General features: G+C 69.8%; 19 protein-coding genes and 1 pseudogene. 9 read left to right on the forward strand and 11 right to left on the reverse strand.

Annotation, left to right across the window (positions count from 1 at the left end; genetic code table 11):
* The first annotated feature begins 83 nt into the window (after positions 1 to 83).
* Positions 84 to 1,295, forward strand: coding sequence for a threonine--tRNA ligase (gene thrS / locus OP04_RS17295; protein WP_269746682.1), 1,212 nt, complete (start codon positions 84 to 86; stop codon positions 1,293 to 1,295).
* A 39-nt stretch (positions 1,296 to 1,334) separates the two neighbouring features.
* Here the strand turns inward: thrS and OP04_RS17300 are convergent, their stop codons facing one another.
* Genes OP04_RS17300 through OP04_RS17310 form a run of 3 tightly spaced genes read right to left on the reverse strand, consistent with a single transcriptional unit; the run spans position 1,335 to position 3,641 of the window.
* Positions 1,335 to 2,144, reverse strand: a complete 810-nt coding sequence (locus OP04_RS17300; protein WP_051798162.1) for an ABC transporter permease — start codon at positions 2,142 to 2,144, stop codon at positions 1,335 to 1,337.
* Entirely contained in the window at positions 2,141 to 3,202 is a 1,062-nt protein-coding gene (locus tag OP04_RS17305) for an ABC transporter ATP-binding protein (RefSeq protein WP_033340754.1), read from the reverse strand. Before OP04_RS17305 ends, OP04_RS17300 begins: the two co-directional genes overlap by 4 nt.
* Positions 3,183 to 3,641: a MarR family winged helix-turn-helix transcriptional regulator gene (locus OP04_RS17310; protein ID WP_033340755.1), complete on the reverse strand. Its 459-nt coding sequence runs from the start codon at positions 3,639 to 3,641 to the stop codon at positions 3,183 to 3,185. Before OP04_RS17310 ends, OP04_RS17305 begins: the two co-directional genes overlap by 20 nt.
* Before the next feature lie 110 nt (positions 3,642 to 3,751).
* On the opposite strand from OP04_RS17310, the gene OP04_RS17315 reads away from it, so the two are divergent.
* Positions 3,752 to 4,300, forward strand: a complete 549-nt coding sequence (locus tag OP04_RS17315) for a TetR/AcrR family transcriptional regulator (protein ID WP_033340756.1) — start codon at positions 3,752 to 3,754, stop codon at positions 4,298 to 4,300.
* Between the two features lie 52 nt (positions 4,301 to 4,352).
* Here the strand turns inward: OP04_RS17315 and OP04_RS17320 are convergent, their stop codons facing one another.
* Positions 4,353 to 6,095 (reverse strand): acetyl/propionyl/methylcrotonyl-CoA carboxylase subunit alpha, encoded by a 1,743-nt coding sequence (locus OP04_RS17320; RefSeq protein WP_033340757.1) that lies wholly within the window; start codon positions 6,093 to 6,095, stop codon positions 4,353 to 4,355.
* 102 nt (positions 6,096 to 6,197) lie between these two features.
* On the opposite strand from OP04_RS17320, the gene OP04_RS17325 reads away from it, so the two are divergent.
* From OP04_RS17325 to OP04_RS17340, 4 genes are all read left to right on the forward strand, one after another.
* The gene (locus tag OP04_RS17325; RefSeq protein ID WP_232323625.1) at positions 6,198 to 6,809 is read left to right on the forward strand and encodes a PadR family transcriptional regulator; all 612 of its coding nucleotides are present in this window, start codon (positions 6,198 to 6,200) and stop codon (positions 6,807 to 6,809) included.
* Between the two features lie 91 nt (positions 6,810 to 6,900).
* Positions 6,901 to 7,842: a daunorubicin resistance protein DrrA family ABC transporter ATP-binding protein gene (locus tag OP04_RS17330; protein ID WP_033340759.1), complete on the forward strand. Its 942-nt coding sequence runs from the start codon at positions 6,901 to 6,903 to the stop codon at positions 7,840 to 7,842.
* A 3-nt stretch (positions 7,843 to 7,845) separates the two neighbouring features.
* On the forward strand, positions 7,846 to 8,610 hold the full coding sequence (locus OP04_RS17335) for an ABC transporter permease (protein WP_033340760.1): 765 nt from the start codon (positions 7,846 to 7,848) through the stop codon (positions 8,608 to 8,610).
* 22 nt (positions 8,611 to 8,632) lie between these two features.
* The gene (locus OP04_RS17340) at positions 8,633 to 9,883 is read left to right on the forward strand and encodes an MFS transporter (RefSeq protein WP_033340856.1); all 1,251 of its coding nucleotides are present in this window, start codon (positions 8,633 to 8,635) and stop codon (positions 9,881 to 9,883) included.
* 618 nt (positions 9,884 to 10,501) lie between these two features.
* Here OP04_RS17340 and OP04_RS17345 read toward each other — a convergent pair.
* The 6 genes from OP04_RS17345 to OP04_RS51820 all read right to left on the reverse strand — a co-directional run bounded on the left by OP04_RS17345 (position 10,502) and on the right by OP04_RS51820 (position 15,483).
* Positions 10,502 to 11,152, reverse strand: a complete 651-nt coding sequence (locus OP04_RS17345; RefSeq protein WP_033340857.1) for an O-methyltransferase — start codon at positions 11,150 to 11,152, stop codon at positions 10,502 to 10,504.
* Between the two features lie 26 nt (positions 11,153 to 11,178).
* Complete coding sequence (locus OP04_RS17350; protein WP_033340858.1) at positions 11,179 to 11,829, reverse strand: Maf family protein; 651 nt, start codon at positions 11,827 to 11,829, stop codon at positions 11,179 to 11,181.
* 652 nt (positions 11,830 to 12,481) lie between these two features.
* A complete protein-coding gene (mycP, locus tag OP04_RS51105; RefSeq protein ID WP_033340761.1) occupies positions 12,482 to 13,606 on the reverse strand; it encodes a type VII secretion-associated serine protease mycosin in 1,125 nt (374 codons plus the stop codon).
* A complete protein-coding gene (locus OP04_RS53385) occupies positions 13,603 to 14,757 on the reverse strand; it encodes a hypothetical protein (protein WP_157239943.1) in 1,155 nt (384 codons plus the stop codon). Before OP04_RS53385 ends, mycP begins: the two co-directional genes overlap by 4 nt.
* 2 nt (positions 14,758 to 14,759) lie before the next feature.
* Complete coding sequence (locus OP04_RS17365; RefSeq protein ID WP_051798166.1) at positions 14,760 to 15,158, reverse strand: hypothetical protein; 399 nt, start codon at positions 15,156 to 15,158, stop codon at positions 14,760 to 14,762.
* A 136-nt stretch (positions 15,159 to 15,294) separates the two neighbouring features.
* Positions 15,295 to 15,483, reverse strand: coding sequence for an acyl-CoA carboxylase subunit epsilon (locus OP04_RS51820; RefSeq protein WP_085066536.1), 189 nt, complete (start codon positions 15,481 to 15,483; stop codon positions 15,295 to 15,297).
* A gap of 166 nt (positions 15,484 to 15,649) precedes the next feature.
* Here OP04_RS51820 and OP04_RS56800 point away from each other — a divergent pair.
* Both OP04_RS56800 and OP04_RS17375 read left to right on the forward strand, forming a co-directional pair.
* Positions 15,650 to 16,831, forward strand: a pseudogene (locus OP04_RS56800) (protein kinase domain-containing protein); the annotation flags it as partial.
* A 1,457-nt stretch (positions 16,832 to 18,288) separates the two neighbouring features.
* Entirely contained in the window at positions 18,289 to 18,510 is a 222-nt protein-coding gene (locus OP04_RS17375) for a hypothetical protein (protein WP_033340763.1), read from the forward strand.
* A gap of 68 nt (positions 18,511 to 18,578) precedes the next feature.
* Here OP04_RS17375 and OP04_RS17380 read toward each other — a convergent pair whose 3' ends face one another.
* Positions 18,579 to 18,974 carry a hypothetical protein gene (locus OP04_RS17380; protein WP_033340764.1) on the reverse strand — a complete coding sequence of 132 codons (396 nt, stop codon included), beginning with the start codon at positions 18,972 to 18,974 and terminating at the stop codon, positions 18,579 to 18,581.
* 196 nt (positions 18,975 to 19,170) lie between these two features.
* Between OP04_RS17380 and OP04_RS17385 the strand changes: the two genes are divergently transcribed.
* Entirely contained in the window at positions 19,171 to 19,908 is a 738-nt protein-coding gene (locus OP04_RS17385; protein ID WP_033340765.1) for a M50 family metallopeptidase, read from the forward strand.
* The last annotated feature ends 61 nt before the right edge of the window (positions 19,909 to 19,969 follow it).

A 19,969-nucleotide genomic window follows, 5' to 3' on the forward strand; every position in this document is an offset into this window, starting at 1 on the left:
CGACGCACGCAAGCCCCGGGGCATCACGCTCCGGGGCTTTGTGGTGTCTCCCTGGGGCGGCTTCCCTTCGTACCCCCAAGGAGATCTTGATGTTGGATCATCGCAAACTCGGCCGTGAGCTGGAGCTCTTCGCCACCGACCCGATGGCCGGCGCGGGCCTGCCGATGTGGCTGCCGGACGGCGCGGCCGCGCGGCACGCCGTCGAGGAGTACCTGCGCGAGGAGGAGCGCCGCGCCGGGTACCAGCACGTGAACTCGCCGCCGCTGGGCAAGAAGGAGATGTACCTGACCAGCGGGCACCTGCCGCACTACGCGGACGACATGTTCCCGGTGATGGCCCTCTCCTCCTCGCCGGACGACGAGTTCGTGCTGAGACCGTCGGCGTGCCCGCACCACGCGCTGATCTACCGGTCGCGCGGTCGCTCCTACCGGGAGCTGCCGCTGCGCATCGCGGAGCTGGGCGGCATGTACCGCTCGGAGCGGTCCGGCGTGCTCGGCGGGCTGAGCCGGGTGCGTGGCATGTGGCTCAACGACGCGCACATCTTCGTGGCGCTGGAGCAGGTCGCGGACGAGATCGCCGCGGTGCTGCGCCTGATCGACGCGGCGCACGCGAAGCTGGGCGTGAAACCGGCCGGCCTCCGGCTGTCGCTGCGCGGCGACGGTCCGAAGTACGTGGGCGACGCGGCGATGTGGGACCGGGCCGAGCAGATCCTGCGCGACGTGCTGGCCGGCTCCGGCCGCGCGTTCGTGGAGGTGCCGGGCGAGGCCGCGTTCTACGGACCGAAGATCGACATCCAGGTGGAGGACGCGGGCGGGCGCGAGATGACCCTCTCCACCATCCAGGTCGACTTCCACCAGCCGGCTCGGTTCGACCTGGAATATGTGGACTCGGCCGGCGAGCGGCAGCGTCCCGTGATGATCCACCGGAGCCTGGTGGGGAGCATGGAACGGCTGTTCGCCTACCTGATCGAGGTGCACGACGGCGCGTTCCCGTTCTGGTACGCGCCCCGTCAGCTCCAGGTGCTGCCGATCTCGTCCGGCCAGGACGGCGCGGCCGCGGACTTCGCCAAGGCCGCGGTCCGGGCCGGGCTGCGCGCGGAGGTGGTGCACGAGGGCTCGGTCTCCGCGCGGGTCCGGCGCTCGGCGCAGCAGCGCGTGCCGTACGTGGCGATCATCGGCCCGGCCGAGGCGTCCTCCGGCCAGGTCTCGCTGCGCCCGCGCAACGCGCCCGGCCTCGCCCCGATGCCGTCCGGCGAGGTGCTGCGCCGACTGGTGTCCGAGGCCGATCCGCACTGAGGTGTTCCGGGTGGGGCTCGCGGGCCCCACCCGGAACCGTCACGTCACCGCGCGGCGGGCGAAGCCGATCAGGCCGGTCGTGGTGAAGACCGCGCCGAAGCCGAGCAGCGCCAGCAGCGAGATCCACGGCGCGATGTGCGGCACCGCCGGCACCGAGGCCGCCCGCACCGCCTCGGACAGGTAGGTCAGCGGATTGAACAGCGTGACCACCTGGAACCAGACCATCGAGTCCAGCGACTTCCACGGGTACTGCGTGGCGCCGGTGAACGTCAGCGGCGTCAGGATCACCGCGAACATGATGCTGATCCGCGAGGGCTGCACCACCGTGCCGAGCGTCAGCCCGATCGCCGCCCCCACCCAGGAGCCGAGAACCAGAGCCACGACCATCAGCGGTACGCCCGGCGGGTTCCACGGCACGGCGCCGAGCACCAGGAAGCCGATCGGGAACATGATCACGACGGAGACCAGCGCGCGCAGCACGGCGAGCACCAGCTTCTCCACCGCGACCGCCCAGGTCGGCAGCGGCGCGAGCAGCCGGTCCTCGATCTCCTTGGTGAACGAGAACTCCATCACCATCGGCAGCGCCACGGTCTGCAGCGCGGTCAGGAACGCGGTCAGCGCCACGATGCCGGGCAGCAGCAGGTGCGAGTACTCCTCCGAGACGTACCCGCCGACGTTCAGCACCTTCGCGAAGACGAAGAGCATGAACAGCGGCTGCAGCGCGGTCTGGGCCAGGAAGATCCAGAGCTCCTTGCCGGTGACGAAGAGGTCGCGCCAGAGGATCGCGCGGAACGCGGTGAACGCGGACGGGCGCGGCGGCGCGGCGGTCTCGACGAGGGTGGCGGTCATCGCAGTCCCCTTCCGGTCAGGTCGATGAAGACGTCTTCCAGGCTCGGCTCGCCGATGTGCACGTTGGTGACCGCGGCGCCGCGCCCGTCCAGCACCGAGGCGACCGGGCCGAGCAGCGCGGCGGCGGCCCGGTCCAGGTAGAGCCGGACCGTGAGGGACTCGTCCGCGCTCGGCAGCGTCACGCCCGGCGGTGGGCCGCCCCGCGCCACGATCATGGCGGCCAGCGCGGGCGAGATCGCCGGTGCGCTGTTGCCGCCCCCGACCCGCTCGCCGCGGGCCACACCGTCCACGTCGGTCAGCACCGCGATCAGCTTGTCCGCGTCGTCGCCCGGCGCGGGCGAGACGGTCAGCTCGAGCACGGCCTGGCCGGACAGCCGCCGGGTGAGCGCGTCCGGCGTGTCCAGCGCGAGCAGCTTGCCGTGGTCGACGATGCCGACCCGGTCGGACAACTCCGCGGCCTCGTCCATGTCGTGCGTGGTCAGCACGATGGTCACGCCGCGGTCGCGCATCTCCCGCACCCGCTCCCAGAGGAAGATCCGGGACTGCGGGTCCAGGCCGGTGGTCGGCTCGTCAAGGAACAGCACGGCCGGCTCGTGCATCATCGCCCGCGCGATCATGAGCCGCTGCGCCATGCCGCCGGAGTAGAACGCGAGCTTCTTGTCCGCGGCCTCGGCCAGCCCGAACTGCTCCAGCAGCTCGTCGGCCCGCGCGTTCCGCGCCGCGCGGGAGAACCCGTGGTACGCCGCGTGGAACCGCAGATTCTGCTTGGGGGTGAGCGACCGGTCCAGGTTGCTCTGCTGCGGCACCACCGCGAACGCGCCGCGCGCCCGGACGCCGTCGCGGATCACGTCGCGGCCGGCCACGGTGGCGGTGCCGCTGGTCGCCCTGACCCGGGTGGTCAGGACGCCGATCGTGGTCGACTTGCCCGCGCCGTTCGGCCCGAGCAGCCCGAAGATCTCGCCGGGCGCCACGTCGAAGCTGAGCCCGCCCACCGCGTTGACCGCCGCCTTCGGGTAGCGCTTGACGAGCTCTTTCACCTCAACTGCGGGTTGGTTCACCGGTTTCCTCCATGTTGGAGATCAGCTCCATCAGAAACTCTCGGATGATCGCGGCCTTCGCCGGATCGGCGTCGACCGAGGTGAGCGGCGTGTGCAGCGTGCGCACCTCGCGGATCTTGGCCAGCACGGCCCGGCCCTCGCCGGTGATGCCGATCCGGACGGCCCGGCGGTCGCCCGGATCCGGCGCCCGGGTGACGTGACCGGACTTCTCCAGCGTGTCGACGATGCCGGTGAGCGTGGCCGGCTTGAAGAAGCACATCTCGGCGAGCTGCCGGTGCCCGAGCTCGCCGCCGTGCAGGCCGAGCGTGGTGAGCACGGCGACGCCGGCCGGCGTCAGGTGGTGGTCGGCCAGGTAGCTGCCCCATCGCTGCTGGGCGAGCCGTCCGGACAGGACGAGCAGGCTGCCGAGCGGGGCCTCGTGCAGTCGTGAAGTGTCCACGCGATTACGTTAGCTCCCTGATAATTAGGTGCCAAATGAATTTTCGGACTTGTCACTGTCAAGATGCACGCGCCCTGGGCATCTTGTCAATGTCAAGTTAAGGTGGGCGGGTGAAGGCCTACCACCACGGAGACCTCCGCCGCGCGCTGCTCGACGCGGCCGTCGACGCGCTCGGCGAGGCCGGCCCGGCCGCGCTCAGCCTCCGCGACCTGGCCCGCCGCGCCGGCGTCTCCCACGCGGCTCCCGCCCACCACTTCGGCGACAAGGCCGGCCTGCTCACCGCGGTCGCGATCGACGGATATCGCGCGCTCGCGCTCGCGCTGGCCGAGGCCCGCGTGCGCACCGGGTCGTACCGTGAGATGGGTGTGGCCTATGTGGGGTTCGCGGTCGGGCATCGCGCGCATTTCGAGGTGATGTTCCGCCCCGACCTGCACCGCCCCGACGACCCGGAGCTGCGCCTGGCCGCCACGAAGGCCGGGAACGCGCTCGCCGCCGGCGCCCGCGACCTCCCGGACGGCCCCGGCCCCGCGGCCGGCCTCGCGGGCTGGTCCACCGCCCACGGCTTCGCCACGCTCTGGCTCAGCGGCGCCCTGCCCCGGTCCCTCGGCCCCGACCCGATCGCCGCCGCACGCACCGTCCTCGGCGCCCCGGCCCTCTGAACGGCACCGCGGGAGCACGTGGACCGGGCCGTCCGCGGAACGGTAGAAGGATCTAGTCCTTGATCGTGCAGATCAGGCCGCCGGCGGTGACGGTGCCGCCGACCGTGGCGGACAGGTCCGTGACCGTGCCGGACTTGTGGGCGTGCAGCGGCTGTTCCATCTTCATGGCCTCGAGCACCACGATCAGGTCGCCCTCCGCGACCGTGTCGCCCTCCGCGATCAGGATCTTCACGATCGTGCCCTGCATCGGGGAGACGAGCGCGTCACCCCCGGCTGCCGGCGTGCCGGCGCGGCCACCGGTCCGGCGGGACGGGGCGCGGCCGGCACGTGGCGCGGGAGCGCCGAGACCCGCGGGCAGGCTGACCTCCAGGCGCTTGCCGCCGACCTCGACCACGATCGTCTCGCGCGGCGACTCCGGGGAGTCACCGGCGGCCCCGGTGAACGCGGGCACCCCGCCTGCCCACTCCGTCTCGATCCATCGCGTGTGGACGGTGAACGGCGAGCCGGTGAAGGCCGGATCGCGGACGATGAGCCGGTGGAACGGCAGCGCCGTCGCCAGGCCCTCGATCGTCATCTCGTCGAGCGCGCGCCGGGCCCGTTCCAGCGCCTCGGTCCGGGTCTCGCCGACGATGATCACCTTGGCGAGCAGCGAGTCGAAGTTGCCGCCGATCACGCTGCCGGACGCGATGCCCGCGTCGACCCGGACGCCGGGGCCGGCCGGCAGCACCAGCGTGGAGACGGTGCCGGGCGCGGGCAGGAAGCCGCGGCCCGGGTCCTCGCCGTTGATCCGGAACTCGATGGCGTGGCCGCGGGGCACCGGGTCGGTGCCGAACCGCAGCCTCTCGCCGTCCGCGATGCGGAACTGCTCGCGGACCAGGTCGATGCCGGACGTCTCCTCGGTGACCGGGTGCTCGACCTGGAGACGCGTGTTGACCTCCAGGAACGAGACCGTGCCGTCCCGGCCGACGAGGTATTCGACGGTGCCGGCGCCGTGGTAGCCGGCCTCGCGGCAGATCGCCTTCGCCGAGGAGTGGATCTGGGTACGCTGCGCCTCCGTCAGGAACGGCGCCGGCGCCTCCTCGACCAGCTTCTGGTGGCGGCGCTGCAGCGAGCAGTCCCGCGTGCCGACCACCACGACCGTGCCGTGCGTGTCCGCGAGCACCTGCGCCTCGACGTGCCGGGGCTGGTCGAGGTAGCGCTCCACGAAGCACTCGCCGCGGCCGAACGCGGCGACGGCCTCACGGGTGGCGGACTCGAACAGCGCCGGGATCTCCTCGCGGGTGCGGGCGACCTTGAGGCCGCGACCGCCGCCGCCGAACGCCGCCTTGATCGCGACCGGGAGCCCGTGCCGGTCGGCGAACGCGACGATCTCGTCCGGGCCGGTGACCGGGTCGGGGGTGCCGGGGACGAGCGGCGCGCCGGCCCGCTGCGCGATGTGCCGGGCGGTGACCTTGTCGCCGAGGTCGCGGATCGCCTGCGGGGCAGGCCCGATCCAGGTCAGCCCCGCGTCCAGCACGGCCTGGGCGAAGTCCGCGTTCTCGGACAGGAAGCCGTAGCCGGGGTGGATCGCGTCCGCGCCGGCCTGGGCCGCGCGTTCCAGCAGCTTGCCGATGTGCAGGTAGGTGTCGGCGGGGGTGTCGCCGTCCAGCGCGTACGCCTCGTCCGCGAGCCGCGCGTGCGGCGCGTCCCGGTCGGAGTCCGCGTAGACGGCGACGCTGGCCAGGCCCGCGTCCCGGCAGGCGCGGACGACCCGGACGGCGATCTCGCCGCGATTGGCGATCAGAACCTTACGCACGGCACGCTCCTGCTCACCCCGGCGAGAAGTTACTGATCGGGAGTTTAGTGGGACACCCCCAGCCGCGCAGACTAGTCAAACTTGTCTATTACGCTTTAGTACGTGTCTACCACCCGCCTCATGATCCTCGGCCTCGTCCGCTGGACCCAGCCCGTCCACGGCTACGACGTCCGCCGCGAACTGCTCAGCTGGAGCGCCGACCGGTGGGCGAACGTGCAGCCCGGCTCGATCTACCACGCGCTCCGCAAGCTCACCGAGGACGGGCTGCTGCGCGAGGTGGCGACGGAGCAGGTCGGCGCGCGGCCGGCCCGCACCACGTACGAGATCACGCCGAAGGGCGAGGACGAGTTCCAGAACCTGCTGCGCGGCGCCTGGTGGAACGTGGAGGGCTCGGTCGACCCGTTCTTCGCCGCGTTCTCGTTCCTGCCCGCGCTGCCACGGGAGGAGGCGTCCGCCGCGCTGCGCAACCGGGCCCGGATGCTGCGCGCGAACAACGAGAGCCTGCAGGCCGCGATGGACTCCGGCTGGATGAGCGGCGCCTCCGGCAAGCCGCCGCATGTGACCTGGATGTGGCAGCTGCAGATGGCCCGTGCGGAGGGTGAGATCGCCTGGTGCGAGCGGGTCGCCGGGCTGGTGGAGAGCGGCGAGTCGTACCTGCCGGCCAATGCGGTGTGGCAGGAGGGCTGGGCCCGGTTCGGCGAGCAGATTGAGTAATAATCAAGCTTGATTATCCACGCTATATCGCGTTAGCCTGAGCGCGCGTCCGACGGACGTGTGCTCAGACCGGCGTGCTGTGGGGGAGTGCATGATCGAGACAAAGGGGCTGCGGAAGTCGTATCGCAGCCGGAAGGGCACGGTGGACGCCGTGCGCGGCGTCGACCTCTACGTCGAGGCCGGCGAGATCTACGGCTTCCTGGGTCCGAACGGGGCCGGCAAGACCACCATGCTCCGCATGCTCGCCACGCTGATCCGGCCGGACGGCGGCGAGGCCGTGATCGCCGGCGCCGACCTGCTCCGCGCGCCCGGCGAGGTCCGCCGCCGGATCGGCTACGTCGCCCAGGGCGGCAGCACGCTCGACGACAGCATCGCCCGTGAGGAGCTGGTGCGGCAGTCCCGGTTCTACGGCGTGAGCAAGGCCGAGTCCGTGCGCCGCACCGCCGCCGCGATGGAGGCGTTCCAGCTCACCGAATTCGCCCACCGGCCCTGCAAGACCTACTCGGGCGGTCAGCGGCGCCGGGTCGACATCGCGCTCGGCGTCATCCACCGGCCCACGGTCGTCTTCCTCGACGAGCCGACCACCGGGCTCGACCCGCAGAGCCGCGCCCACATGTGGGACGAGATCCGCCGGCTCCGCGACGAGGGCATGACCATCTTCGTCACCACGCACTACCTCGACGAGGCCGACGCGCTCTGCGACCGGATCTCCATCATGGACCACGGCACGCTGGTCGCCGAGGGCACACCGGCGGAGCTCAAGCGCGAGATCGCCGGCGACGTGATCACGCTCGGCGTCAACGGCGCGACCGCGCAGGCGGCGAAGCTGCTGGACGGTGCGGCCTACGTGAGCAGCATCGAGCAGACCGCGGGCGGCCTGCGCCTCTACGTCGACGCGGGCGGCACCGCCATCCCGCAGATCATGCGCGCGCTGGACGGCGCAGGCCTCACGCTCGGCACCATCGAGCTGCACCGGCCCAGCCTCGACGACGTGTTCCTGGAGAAGACCGGCCGATCGCTGCGGGAGAGCTGACCGATGAAATTCCTCCGAGACACCTGGCTGGTCTTCCAGGGCCAGATCATGAACCTGCTCCGCCAGCCCGTCTGGATCATCGTCGGCCTGTTCCAGCCGGTCATGTTCCTGCTGCTCTTCGCGCCGCTGCTCAAGCCCGCGCTGTCGGCCGGCGGCGCGGTCAGCGACGCCGACGTCTACCGCACGTTCGTGCCCGGCCTGCTGGTCATGCTCGCCATCTTCGGCGGCCTCTTCCAGGGCTTCGGCCTGATCGCGGAGCTGCGGGCCGGCGTCATCGAGCGGTCCCGGGTCACGCCGGTCAGCCGCAACGCGCTGCTGCTCGGCCGCTCCCTGCAGGACGTGGTGAGCCTGCTCGTCCAAGCCGTGATCATCACGGTGCTGGCGCTGCCGTTCGGGCTCCGCGTGCAGCTGGTCGACCTGCTCCTGGCGTACCTCATGCTGGGTCTGATAGCGCTGATGACCTCCGCGCTCTCCTACGGCGTGGCGCTGCTGCTCAAGAGCGAGGACGCGCTGGCCCCGGTGATGAACACGCTGTCCCAGCCGCTGCTGCTGCTCTCCGGCATCCTGCTGCCGCTCACGTTCGCGCCGCTCTGGCTGCAGCGCGTCGCCGACTGGAACCCGTTCTCCTGGGCCGTCGACGGCACCCGCGCGCTGTTCGCCGGCGACCCCGGCGCGCCCGAGGTCTGGCAGGGCCTGGTGATCACGCTGGTGCTGGCCGTGATCTCCACGGTGTGGGCGGCGCGCATGTTCGCCCGCAGCATCCGCTGATCCGCTCGTTACCGTGGGCCTCGTGCCCCGACTCGTGCGTGACCGGACCACCTGGCTGCTCTACGTACAGCTGGGACTCTGGGGATTCTTCCTCTACGGCTTCGGCCCGGTGGTGCCGCTGCTCCGCGACGAGCAGGGCACCACCGCCGCCGTCGCGGGCCTGCACAGCACCGCGCTCGCGGCCGGCGGCCTGATCGGCGGCGCGCTCTTCCCGCCGCTGTCCCGCCGCCTCGGCCGCGCCCGGACCATGTGGCTCTCGCTCGCCGGCCTCGCGCTGGCCACCGCGCTGCTGGTCACCTCCACGCCGCTGCCCGCCACCCTCCTCGCCGCCGCCGTGGCCTCCACGTTCGGCTGGATGACGGTCAGCTGCGCAGTCAGCGAACTCACCTCCCACCACGGCCCGTTCGCCCCCACCGCGATCACCGAGGCCAACGCGGCCGCCGTCGCGTTCGGGATGCTGTCCCCGCTGCTCATCGGCCTGAGCACCCGCCTCTGGGACACGTGGCGCCCCGGCATGGCCACCCTCGTCCTCCTCATCGCGGCTGTCGCCGCATTCACCACATCCCCATGGGTACGCCGCCCCCGCACCCCCACCCGCTCCGAGCCCGGCCCTCCCCTCGTCCCCCCGGCCTTCCCCGGCCCGGCCACGCCTCCCGCACCGGTCGTCTCCTCCGAGCCGCGCGGGTCCGGTGTGGAGGGAGGGCGACGGCTGCCGAGGGCGTACTGGATGGCCTGGTCGCTGCTCGGGGTGACCGGCTCGATCGAGGTGTGCCTGTCGCTCTGGGCCGCGGACGTGCTGCGCGACCACGCCGGCATGTCACCCGGCGGCGCCTCCGCCACCGTCGCCGCGATCGTCGGCGGCATGCTGGCCGGGCGGCTCGCCGGAGCCAGGATCGCGCTGCGCGTCCGGCCCGTCCCGCTGCTGCTCGCCGCGCTCGGCGTCTCCGCGGCCGGTTTCGTGCTGTTCTGGGCCTCGCCGGTCGGCTGGCTCGCCGCCGCCGGACTGATCGTGCTCGGCCTCGGCAACGCCATGCACTATCCACTCACGATCTCGCTCGCCATGGCCGGCGCCCCCGGCCAGGCCGACCTCGCGGCCGCCACCGCGAACTACTCCGTGGCGATCGGCTTCGGCGCCGCCCCGCTGCTGCTCGGCTGGGTCGCCGACCAGATCGGCCCGCACCCCGCCTTCCTGCTCCTCCCCGCCTTGATCCTGGCCGCGGCGCTGATCGTGCTGAGGCTCGGCCGTACCCTGCCGGACCCGGCCGCTCACTGAGTCCGTCTGGCATCTTTGGATGACGCCTTGCGGGCGTGAAAATCCTTCGGCTGTGGTGCGCGATGGGGCCTATTTCCGGTCAGCTTTCGGCGTCGAGGTCCGGGATCGCCTCGATCGGTGCGATCAATCTGCGGCCACTCCGTGCCCGAAATTTTATGAAATAGCGGCCTGGGGCCACGGCATCCTCACCCTGGACGCCGAAAGCTCAACAGCACCCCGAGGTGCTGACGAGAATCAGGGCGCAACGGATCTGGCCGAGACGGCTTGGTGCCTGCTCACGATCGCTCCTGCTGGGCGCTCCTGGCACCTTCGCCACAGCGCGCGGCACGTGACGCGCCTCGGTCAACGAGGGCGCGAGGGAAGTCGCGTGCTCTTTCGTGCGCCGCGCGGGACCGGCTCCGATGCCGGGAGGCAAGCGGAGCGCCAGCGGAGTCTTGGCGTATGGCGAGGTTTGCCCGCGGGAGCATGCGGACCGCGACCACGCCGGAAGCGGGAACATGAATTGGATCTTGATCTTTGTGGCCTCAGGGGACGGGTGCTCGGCCGGCCGCTTTGCTCTGCTTACCTGGATGGCGGAAGGGTTTTCGGGGCGGTTTGTCCAGGTAAGCAGAGCGGGGGTCAGCGGCGGCGGGCGAGGGTGATGCCGTCGGCGAGGGGGAGGAGGACGGCGTCGACGCGGTCGTCGGCGGCCACGATGTCGTTGAAGTCGGCGATCGCGCGGTCGGCGGCGTCGCGAGGGGCGAGCACATTGCCGCCACGGAGCACGTTGTCGATGATCAGGAGGCCGCCGGGGCGCATGCGCGGGACCAGCTCGGCCCAGTAGGCGGGGTAGCCGATCTTGTCGGCGTCGATGAAGACCAGGTCGATGTGCGGTTCGGCGGGGAGCGTGCGCAGATTGTCCGCAGCGGGGCCGATGCGCAACTCGATCTGCTTGTCGACACCGGCGCGCTCCCAGTAGCGGCGGGCCACCGAGGTGTACTCCTCCGAGATGTCGAAGCAGGTCAGGTGGCCGTCCGAAGGGAGACCGCGTGCGATCGCCAGCGAGGACAGGCCGGTGAACGTGCCGACCTCGATCGCGGTGCGCGCGCCGGCCAGCCTGGTCAGCAGCGTCAGCAGACTGGCCTGCTCGGGGGAGACCTGCATGGTCGCCTCACCGAGCGTCTCATGTGTCTCCCGGACCAGGTCACGGGCCACGTCGTCGAGCGGGAGGCTGTGGCTCAGCGCGTACTCGTACAACTCGGGCGAGTGCGGCAGCGTCTTGAAGTCCATGCCGACCACGCTAAGGGTGCGCGCGGTCAGTTGCTGCCCGTTGTGCCCCAGAAATCGGTGATCGAGTAGCCGAGCTGGGCGAACAGGCGGCGCAGCAACGGCAGCGACAGGCCCACCACGGTCCCGTGATCGCCCTCGATCCGCTCCACGAACGCGCCGCCCAGCCCGTCGATCGTGAACGAGCCGGCGACGTGAAGCGGCTCGCGCGTACCCACGTAGGCCTTGATCTCCTCATCGGACAGATCCGCGAAGTGCACGACGGTCGCCGCGACGCCCTCGGCCTCCCGCTCACCGAAGACGTCGACCATGCTGTGACCGGTGTAGAGCGTCCCGCTCCGGCCGCGCATCGCCTGCCAGCGGCGCACCGCGTCCTCCGCGTCGTCCGGCTTGCCCAGGATCTCGCCGTCGAACGCGAGCACCGAGTCACACCCCAGGACCAGCGTCGCGGGCGCGGTCCCCGGCAGCGTCGCCGCCTCCGTCTGACGCACCCGGTCCGCGACCGCCGCCGCCTTCAGCCGCGCCAGGACCAGGCACAACGTGTCCGCGCTGACCGCTTCCACCGCCGACTCGTCCACCCCGCTCACGATCACTTCCGGGTCGATACCCGCAGAGCGAAGGAGGGTACGGCGGGCGGGGCTCGCGGAGCCCAGCACCAGGCGGGGCCGGTTCTCGGTCAGCACGCCTGCATACGCTACCGGTAGCGGCGGCGCGCGGTGCAGACCGGGCGCGCCCTACATAAATCGGGCAAAAGTTAAACTTGGCTGTAACGGAGCGGAATCAGACTCGCAAGATTCTCTTCCTACGGTGATGAACCTGGGAGGGCTGATTCGGCCCTGCCTGTCGGCCGCCGCCGGGCGCCTGGTTCAGGTCCTCGTCGAGCAGCGCCGCTTGATGTCCCGTGTCGTGGCCGCGGTGGTCGTCCGGGGTCGCGGAGTCGCGATCCCGGACGCAGCCGCTTTTCTTTCTTTCGTTTTGCGTGGCGCGCTGCCGGTCTTGTGTCTGTTCGGCGTCAATTTGGGTTCTTCTTGCTGGCGCGCCTGCTGCCCACTCGCGGTGAGTGCGGTGGGCTGTGAAACCCTGCGGTGTCGGCCTGCGGGAGTCCAGGCGCTCGACCAGCGCCCGATATTTCATCTCATGACGCCCAATGCGCGGGCCTGTGACGGTTGCTGATCATGGTCGTATGCACGTTTTCGCAGCTCTTCATCCGGCCGAACTCGGCTCGACCGCAACAGGAATGGGCAACGGGGCCGCGGGTGCCGCGTTTCTATCGCTCTAAATGTGTCGGAGCGGGGTGTTTATCGATGCCGGGGTCCACGAACGTCTGTCGTATCAGGTTTCGTCGCCTTGGCTGATATCGGCGTCACTCCTGCGCCCACGTAGCCGAAAGACCAGCAAAGCGACCACCAGTCCTACCCCCAGCAGACTCGCGATCACCGCCACCAGAACAACCGCGACCTGCCCCATGGTATTCGGCTCAGCCGGCCCCGCTTCCTCACTGCGCCCCGGTTCTGCGGACGCCGCAAGCGGCGGCACATCCGCCGTCAACGCCGCCACCGGATCCACAATCCCGAAGCCGTACTCCGGATCCCGCCCCGGCGCCCCCTTGTCCACCGCCGTAGCCGTCATCCGATGCACCACCTCCACCGCCGACAACTCCGGATACCGACTCCACACCAGCGCCGCCACCCCCGAAACAATCGCCGCAGATGCAGAGGTCCCCGTACCAATTGTGTATGTCGCGCCTGGTTTCGTAGTCCTGATTTCGGACCCAGGGGCTGTGAGAGCGACACGGTCACCTGAGATGGAAAAGTTCGACACTAATCCGTCTCGATCAGTTGATCCAATCGCGACGACGCCGTCGATGTAGGCCGGGAACTGGATGATGCTCGCCTCCGGCTTGTTGCCTACGCTTGCCACCACTATGAGGTCGTTATCAAGCGCCACTTGGACGGCAGATCTAACGCCTGGATTCGGTCCGCCGCCCGCAGATATGTTTATGATTTGGGCGCCATTGTCAACCGCCCACATGATGCCTCGGGCTAGATTGTCGGAATTGCTGTCAGCGGCACTGCTGAATATTTTCACGGGAAGTATTTTCGCTGCAGGTGCGATGCCCAATATGCCTTGCGGAGGTGCGCCTGTGCCCGCTATTATCCCGGCGATCGCCGTGCCATGTCCGCGGGCATCAGATCTGCCATCATTTTCGCCTGGAGTATATGAAATCCCGGGTAGGGTGTTCTTGTCTATATCTGGATGAGCCCCGACCCCGGAATCAAGGACGGCGACAGTGATGCTCTTGCCTAGACTAAGCTCGTGAGCGGCTCTGATGCCTAGGGAATCAATGTACCAATCGTCCGCAGGCATATTTGCGGGAGAAGTGCTAAATGGGGAGATGTATAGGCTAACGGTTGCGGCCGAAAGTGCCGCTGCTAGCCGGGCTGGTACGTTGTTCATTTGAGCCCGATCGCGGGTCCGGGGTTAATCTGTAGATTGCTATCGTCGGGTTTTAGAATAGGATCGATTCCTTGCTTGACCGTCCATGGTTGATCGGGGTCGAGCTGCTCTGTATGGCTTTCGACGCTCAGCTGTCTTGGATTCCCTGAAATTGGAGGAAGGAATGTATTTGCCGGTGCTTGTGATCGGGGGTTGGAAGCTGCGACGGAGGATAGTGCTGAGTCGGGAGTATTGCCGATTATTTTGCCAGGCTGAGAGCCGGCCGTTTTATTCCCGTTACTGGTAACTTGACGAAATTGACCGCCACCTACGTTCGGAATTCCGATAACTGGCGGGTTTGTTTGTCTGCTTGATCCGCCTGGGCTCTGAAATTGGCTATCGCCTGCTATCGGGCTGATTTCTCTCGGCGTGCCGGATAGGATGGGGCTTGGTTGAGTGCTATTTATTGGGTTTGGAGACGAGGCGGTGGTTGATCTCGAAGATGCGGAGTCGAAATAAGGGATTTCGGCAGGTTTCACGGACGGGATGTTTGGAGGCCTGATTCCACTTTGTGGTTCTATTAGCCATTCGTCTACCTTTTTGTAGGCTGGTGGAACTTGGAGGGCGGCTGTGGCCTCGATTAGTTCCTGGCTGGCTCGGTACATCACGGCTCTCGCCAGTCCCGTCAATTCGGCTTGGCGTGTGCTGACCTCGGGTGCGCTCATCGCCATGGCGGCGCCCGCGCGGTATCCGGCGCTGCCCACCATCTGGCGGTGGGCTTCCTCGGCTTCCGCGTTCGCTGCGTATTCGGAGTGGATGGGGCGGAGGGCGGCCTGGGCCTCGGAGATCACGTTCATCGCGGCGGCGTAGGCGGCGTAATTGGCCACGCTGGCGTCCAGGGTGCGCTGCACGTTGGTGATGTCCGCGTCGAAGCGGGCCAGGTAGACCGCGGCGGCGGGGCTGTGGTCGGGGTTCCAGGCGGCGGCCAGCTTCTCGCGATAGGCGATCATGCGGGCGGCGTGCTGGGACAGCAGCTCCGAGGTCCGGCGCCATCCGGCGAGGTGTGCGGCATAGGCGTCCGGCGTGTGGTGCTGCACCGTGGACCACATCGCCGGCACGTCCTTCAGGTGCCACGCGGTGCCTGACCAGTCTTGTCCGTTGTCCAGTGCCATGGCTACAGCACCACCCCGGCGCCGCTGGTGTTCAGTGCCTCCAGGACGTCTTTGGTCTGGGCGAGGGAGAAGGCGTCCGCGTCCGCGTAGCGGGAGCTGACCTCGGCGGCGGCGTTGCTGAGGCGGGTGCCGCCTTCGATGTACCAGTAGACGTTGTCGGTCGAGGCGCGCATCGCGGTCTCGTGGGCGCCGAGGAATCGGGCGTGTTCCTCGAACTCGGCGGCGGTCGGCGGATGGTCCGACTCCATGTCGGCGATGACGCGGGTGGCGTGTGGGGTGTAGTTGTGCTGGATTTCGTCGATGAGGTGGTGGGCGAACTGGGACATGGCCTCGATGTCGGCCTCGATGCGGCCGTAGTCGTGCAGCCAGGACGGTCCCAGGTCCTCGTCGGGTATCCCCATGAGCAGCCCCTCCCAGCGCCTCACGACCCAGGGATCGAGATTAGCCAATCGCCGCCCGCCCTTGGGGGCGCGAAAAAGGACCGCAGGCAATTTGTCCGGAGGATGCGATTTCTCACATGGGATCGTTACTGATGGCTTACCGAGGCAATGCGGAGTGTCGCCACGAGGGGGTGAAGCCGGGCCGGGCCGACAGCGCCCACACCGAGGGTGGTGTGACCGGGCGCGAGCGCGGTCTCCGTGTCACGGCACGCAGCGCGCCCACCAGCGCGGCGAGCTCCTCGGGCGTGGGGGTGCCGCGGAGGACCGCGAGATCGCCGGAGTGCATTAGGCCAGACTAAGGCCAGATGCCTTGATAACAAACTGATGTACGTCTTCCTCGACGCGGGTCAATTGGTGTGATGAGGGCCGGTGCGGGTACGTTCCTCTGGATGTCTGCCCCCGAATTGATCGCCTCCCGATACCGGCTGCTCCGGCCGCTCGGTCAGGGCGGCATGGGCCGGGTCTGGCTGGCGCGCGACGAGGTGCTGCACCGAGACGTCGCGATCAAGGAACTCGTTCCGCCGCCCGGCCTGACCACGGACGAGCGGCGCGAGATGCGGGAGCGCTCACTGCGCGAGGCGCGCGCGATCGCCCGGCTCAACAACATCAACGTCGTCCGCGTCTTCGACGTGCTGCGGACGGACGGTGATCCCTGGATCGTCATGGAGTACGTGGCGTCCAGTTCGCTCCAGGACATCCTGTCCTCGGCCGGTCCGGTGCCGCCCGCGCGCGGCATCGAGATAGGGCTGGGCATGCTCAACGCGCTCCGGGCCGCGCACCGCGCCGGGGTCGTGCACCGGGACGTGAAGCCGGGCAACGTGCTGATCGGCGAGGACGGCCGGGTCGTGCTGACCGACTTCGGCCTCGCCACCGTGCCCGGTGATCCCAATGTGACGCGCACCGGCCTGGTGCTCGGCTCCCCGGCCTACATCGCGCCGGAGCGCGCCCGGGACGGCGCGGCGGGTCCGCAGGCCGACCTGTGGTCGCTCGGCGCCACGCTCTACGCCGCCGTGGAGGGCCAGTCGCCGTATGCGCGGCCGTCCGCCATCGGCACGCTGGCCGCGCTCGCCACCGAGCCGCCGCCGGTCGCGCGCAACGCGGGGCCGCTGCGCCCGGTGCTGGCCGGCCTGCTGCGCAAGGACCCGACCGAGCGTCTCTCGGCCGAGGAGGCCGAGCGGATGCTGATGCGCGCCGCCGGCCGGAAGTCGCGCGCGCCGCTGAACCTGTGGCAGACGCCGCGCCGTGCGCCCGGCGCCGGCGGCGTCCGCCAGTCGGACACGCAGTCGAACCCGTCCGTGCCCGCGCCGCGTCCGCCGCTGACGCCGGGCCAGCGGTCCTCGATCGCGCCGGCGACCGGCTCGCACCCGCCGATCTTCTCCAAGGGCCGGGCCGCCGCGGCGGAGAACAAGCCGGAGAAGAAGAAGCAGCCGCTGGACGCGACCCGGCTGGACGGCGCGCCGATCGCGGACACCACCACCCGGATCGACCCGCACACGCCGGCGGGAGCCGACACCACCACCCGGATCACCGGCGGGCATCTGCTCGGCGGCCGGGACGTGACCGCCCGCATCGACGTTCCGAAGCGACCCGGAGCTGCGGGTACACCGATTCCGGTCACCCCGGGCGCCGGCGCGCCGGACGGCGGTTCACAATCAGATACATCCGGTGACGCGCCCCAGGCGCCCTCGCCGGACGAGACCACCGTCGTGCCGCCCGCTGTCCAAGGCGCCGACGCATCGAGGCCGGGCTCCACCAAGCCGGGCTCCGCCGAGCCGGACGCGGCTGACCCGGGTGCAGCCGGAGTCGCCACGTCCGGCTCGGCCACCTCCCCGACCACGGGCACCAAGGACAACCCCAGGAGCAATCTTCCGGGTACGGGTGGGACCGGCGCGTTCCCGGTGATCAGCGGCCTGGGTGCCGTGACGTCCGGCACCGCCATCGAGCCCGCGCCCGACGCCGAGGAGACGCCGGCGGAAGCGGAAGCCGGCGACGCGGAGGCGCAGGACGGCGACATCGACGGCACCACGGTGATCGCCCCGGTGTCCCCGGTCGCCGCTGACATCCGTACCCCCGAGGCGTCTGAAGGTTCTGAGAGTGCCGGCGAGAAGGCCGGCAGCGACTGGGCGCGCGACGCCTGGGCCCGCACGTCGCCCGGCTCGGACGCGACCGAGGTGGTCCCGCAGACCCCGGCGAGCCGCGCCGCGAAGCCCGGCCGGAAGGCGCTGGGCGCGCCGCTGGCCCGGTTCGCCCGGTCCGCGCCGCCGCAGGACGACTACGAGGACCGCACGCAGGTGGTCGGCCCGGCGCGCAGCGGCGGGTTCGACGACTACGACTACGACGCTCCCCGGCCGAACCCGGTCGCCAAGGCCGCGGCGGACCCGCGGGTGTGGACCGCGGCCGTGCTGGTCATCGCGATCCTGGTCGCGTTGTTCCTGATCGTGCCGCGGCTGACCGGGGGCAACGGCGAGGGCACCGGGTCGGGGCCGCAGACGACGCCGTCGGAGTCCACGACGCCGAGCAGCGCGGCGCTGCCGCGGCCGAGCGGCTCGCCGGGCCCGGGTGTGCCGGCGCTGACCATGCCGGCCGGCTGGCACACCTACACCAGCCCGAACGGCTGGTCGGTGCCGGTGGCGGACGACTGGACCGTGTTCGACTCGGGCACGCACGTCGAGTTCCGGCAGAACGACGGCGGTGGCCGGCTGATGCTGATCACCATGACGTCGAACCCGGGGCAGGACGCGAAGGCCGCGATCACGCAGCAGGAGCAGCAGCGGCGCGGCGAGTGGCAGCAGTACAGCCTGATCAAGATCGAGAGCGTCGACTACTTCGACAGCGGGGCGGACTGGGAGTTCGCCTACGGTCCGGAGGGCAACTACCGCAACCACGTGCTGATCAGGAACTTCGTTACGACCAAGGACCGCGGATACCAGATCTACTGGGGTACGCCGGACAACGTCTGGGCCGAGAACCTGGAGCACTTCAACCTGATCGTGGCGCTCTTCAAGCCGGACAAGGACTGACTCCTCGCACTCTGCATGCGTAAATCCGCCACCTGGCGGGTATCCGCATATCACGGAGAGAGGAGGACGACGTGAGCTACTACAAGCGGCACTGCACCCGCACCGCGATCGCGATGTGGGCGGTCGCAGCCACTGTTCTGACGGTGGCGAGCGCCAGCACCGCACTGCTGATCGCGCTCTCGGCGATCGTCATCATTTCCGTGGCCGCGGTCGGGTCATGGTTTCTGCTGCACCGCGCGGTGCCGCAGCGGGCACGCCACGTCGTGCCCATCGGCGCACGCCGTCAGGCCTAGCAACACCGAAACGGCGACAGCGGACCGTCCGGTCCGGCTGTCGCCGTTCGTGTGTGCTGCGTGGCGCGTCAGAGCAGGCTGATGCCCAGGTCGAGGTCGAGGTCCAGGTCGATATCGATGTCGAGGTCCAGGTCCAGGTCCAGGTCGCTGTCGTTGTCGCGGCCGTCGTGGTCCCAGTCGTTGTTGCTGTCGTTGTCGTCCAGCGCGTTCGCCAGCGCGTCGACGTTGGCGTCGCTGCACTCGTAGTCGTGGGCCCACAGCCACTTCGCGACCAGCCACTTCAGCTTGGCCTCGTCGTCCGACGACTGCGAGTAGGCGCCGCCGTGGGCCTGCCCGTGCCCGTGCCCGTGGCCGTGCCCGTGACCGCCCGCGAGCGCGGCGGTGGAGCCGCCGATGGCGAGACCGGTGAAGAGCACGGACCCGGCGCCGAGCACGGCCAGCCGGCGAAGCTTGGTGTTACGCATGGTGTCGTTCCCCCGTGGGTGTCGAAATGTGTGGGCGCCAGCGCGATCCGCGAAGGAATCCGTGATGTTCGCCCTGGCCGACTATGCCGTCTCGATCCGCGCCGCTGAGGAGAACGAAGAACATTCGGTGGGTACGCGAGAAGTCCGCACCTTCTTCTCGGGGACTCCTGGGTCATCTGAGCTAGGCTCGCGAGCTGTGCCGATCGACAGCCTGACCGATTTCGGGGACCAGCTCTTCGGGGCGCAACCGGACCCGCCGTTCCTGCTCGTGTTCATCACCGCCGCGGTCGCGCTGGCCGTGGTGCTCGTCCGCGTCACCTGGCGGGTGGGCCGCAACGCGATCACCATCGCGCACGAGGGCGGCCACGCGCTCGCGGCCGTGCTCACCGGGCGCCGCCTGACCGGCATCAAACTGCACTCGGACACGTCCGGGCTGACGCTCTCCGCCGGCCGCCCGACCGGGCCGGGCATGACGTTCACGCTGCTGGCGGGCTATATCGCGCCGTCCCTGGTGGGTCTGCTGGGCGCGTGGCTGCTCGGCGGGAACCGGATCACGCTGCTGCTCTGGATCACGGTCGCGCTGCTGCTGGCGATGCTGATCATGATCCGTAACGTCTACGGCATCGTCTCGATCCTGATCACCGGCGCGGTCGTGTTCGGCGTGTCCTGGTACACGGAGCCGGAGGTGCAGGCCGCGTTCGCGTACACCGGCGTCTGGTTCCTGCTCATCGGCGGCGTCCGGCCGGTCTTCGAACTGCAGTCGATGCGCAAGTGGGGCCGGATGCCGCAGTCCGACGCGGACCAGCTGCACGGCATCAGCGGCGTGCCGGCGATCTTCTGGGTCGGCGTGTTCCTGGCCGTGAACCTGGCCGCGCTGGCCGGCGGCGTGCTGCTGCTGGCCGGCACATATCTTCCCGCCATCACGCTGAACTAGCGGCGCGGCGCGGGCTGCTGCCGTCGTCACCGGTATCTCCCCGCCATCACGCTGAACTAAC

Origin of the sequence: Catenuloplanes japonicus, assembly GCF_000717135.1 — a bacterium.
GTDB lineage: Bacteria > Actinomycetota > Actinomycetes > Mycobacteriales > Micromonosporaceae > Catenuloplanes > Catenuloplanes japonicus.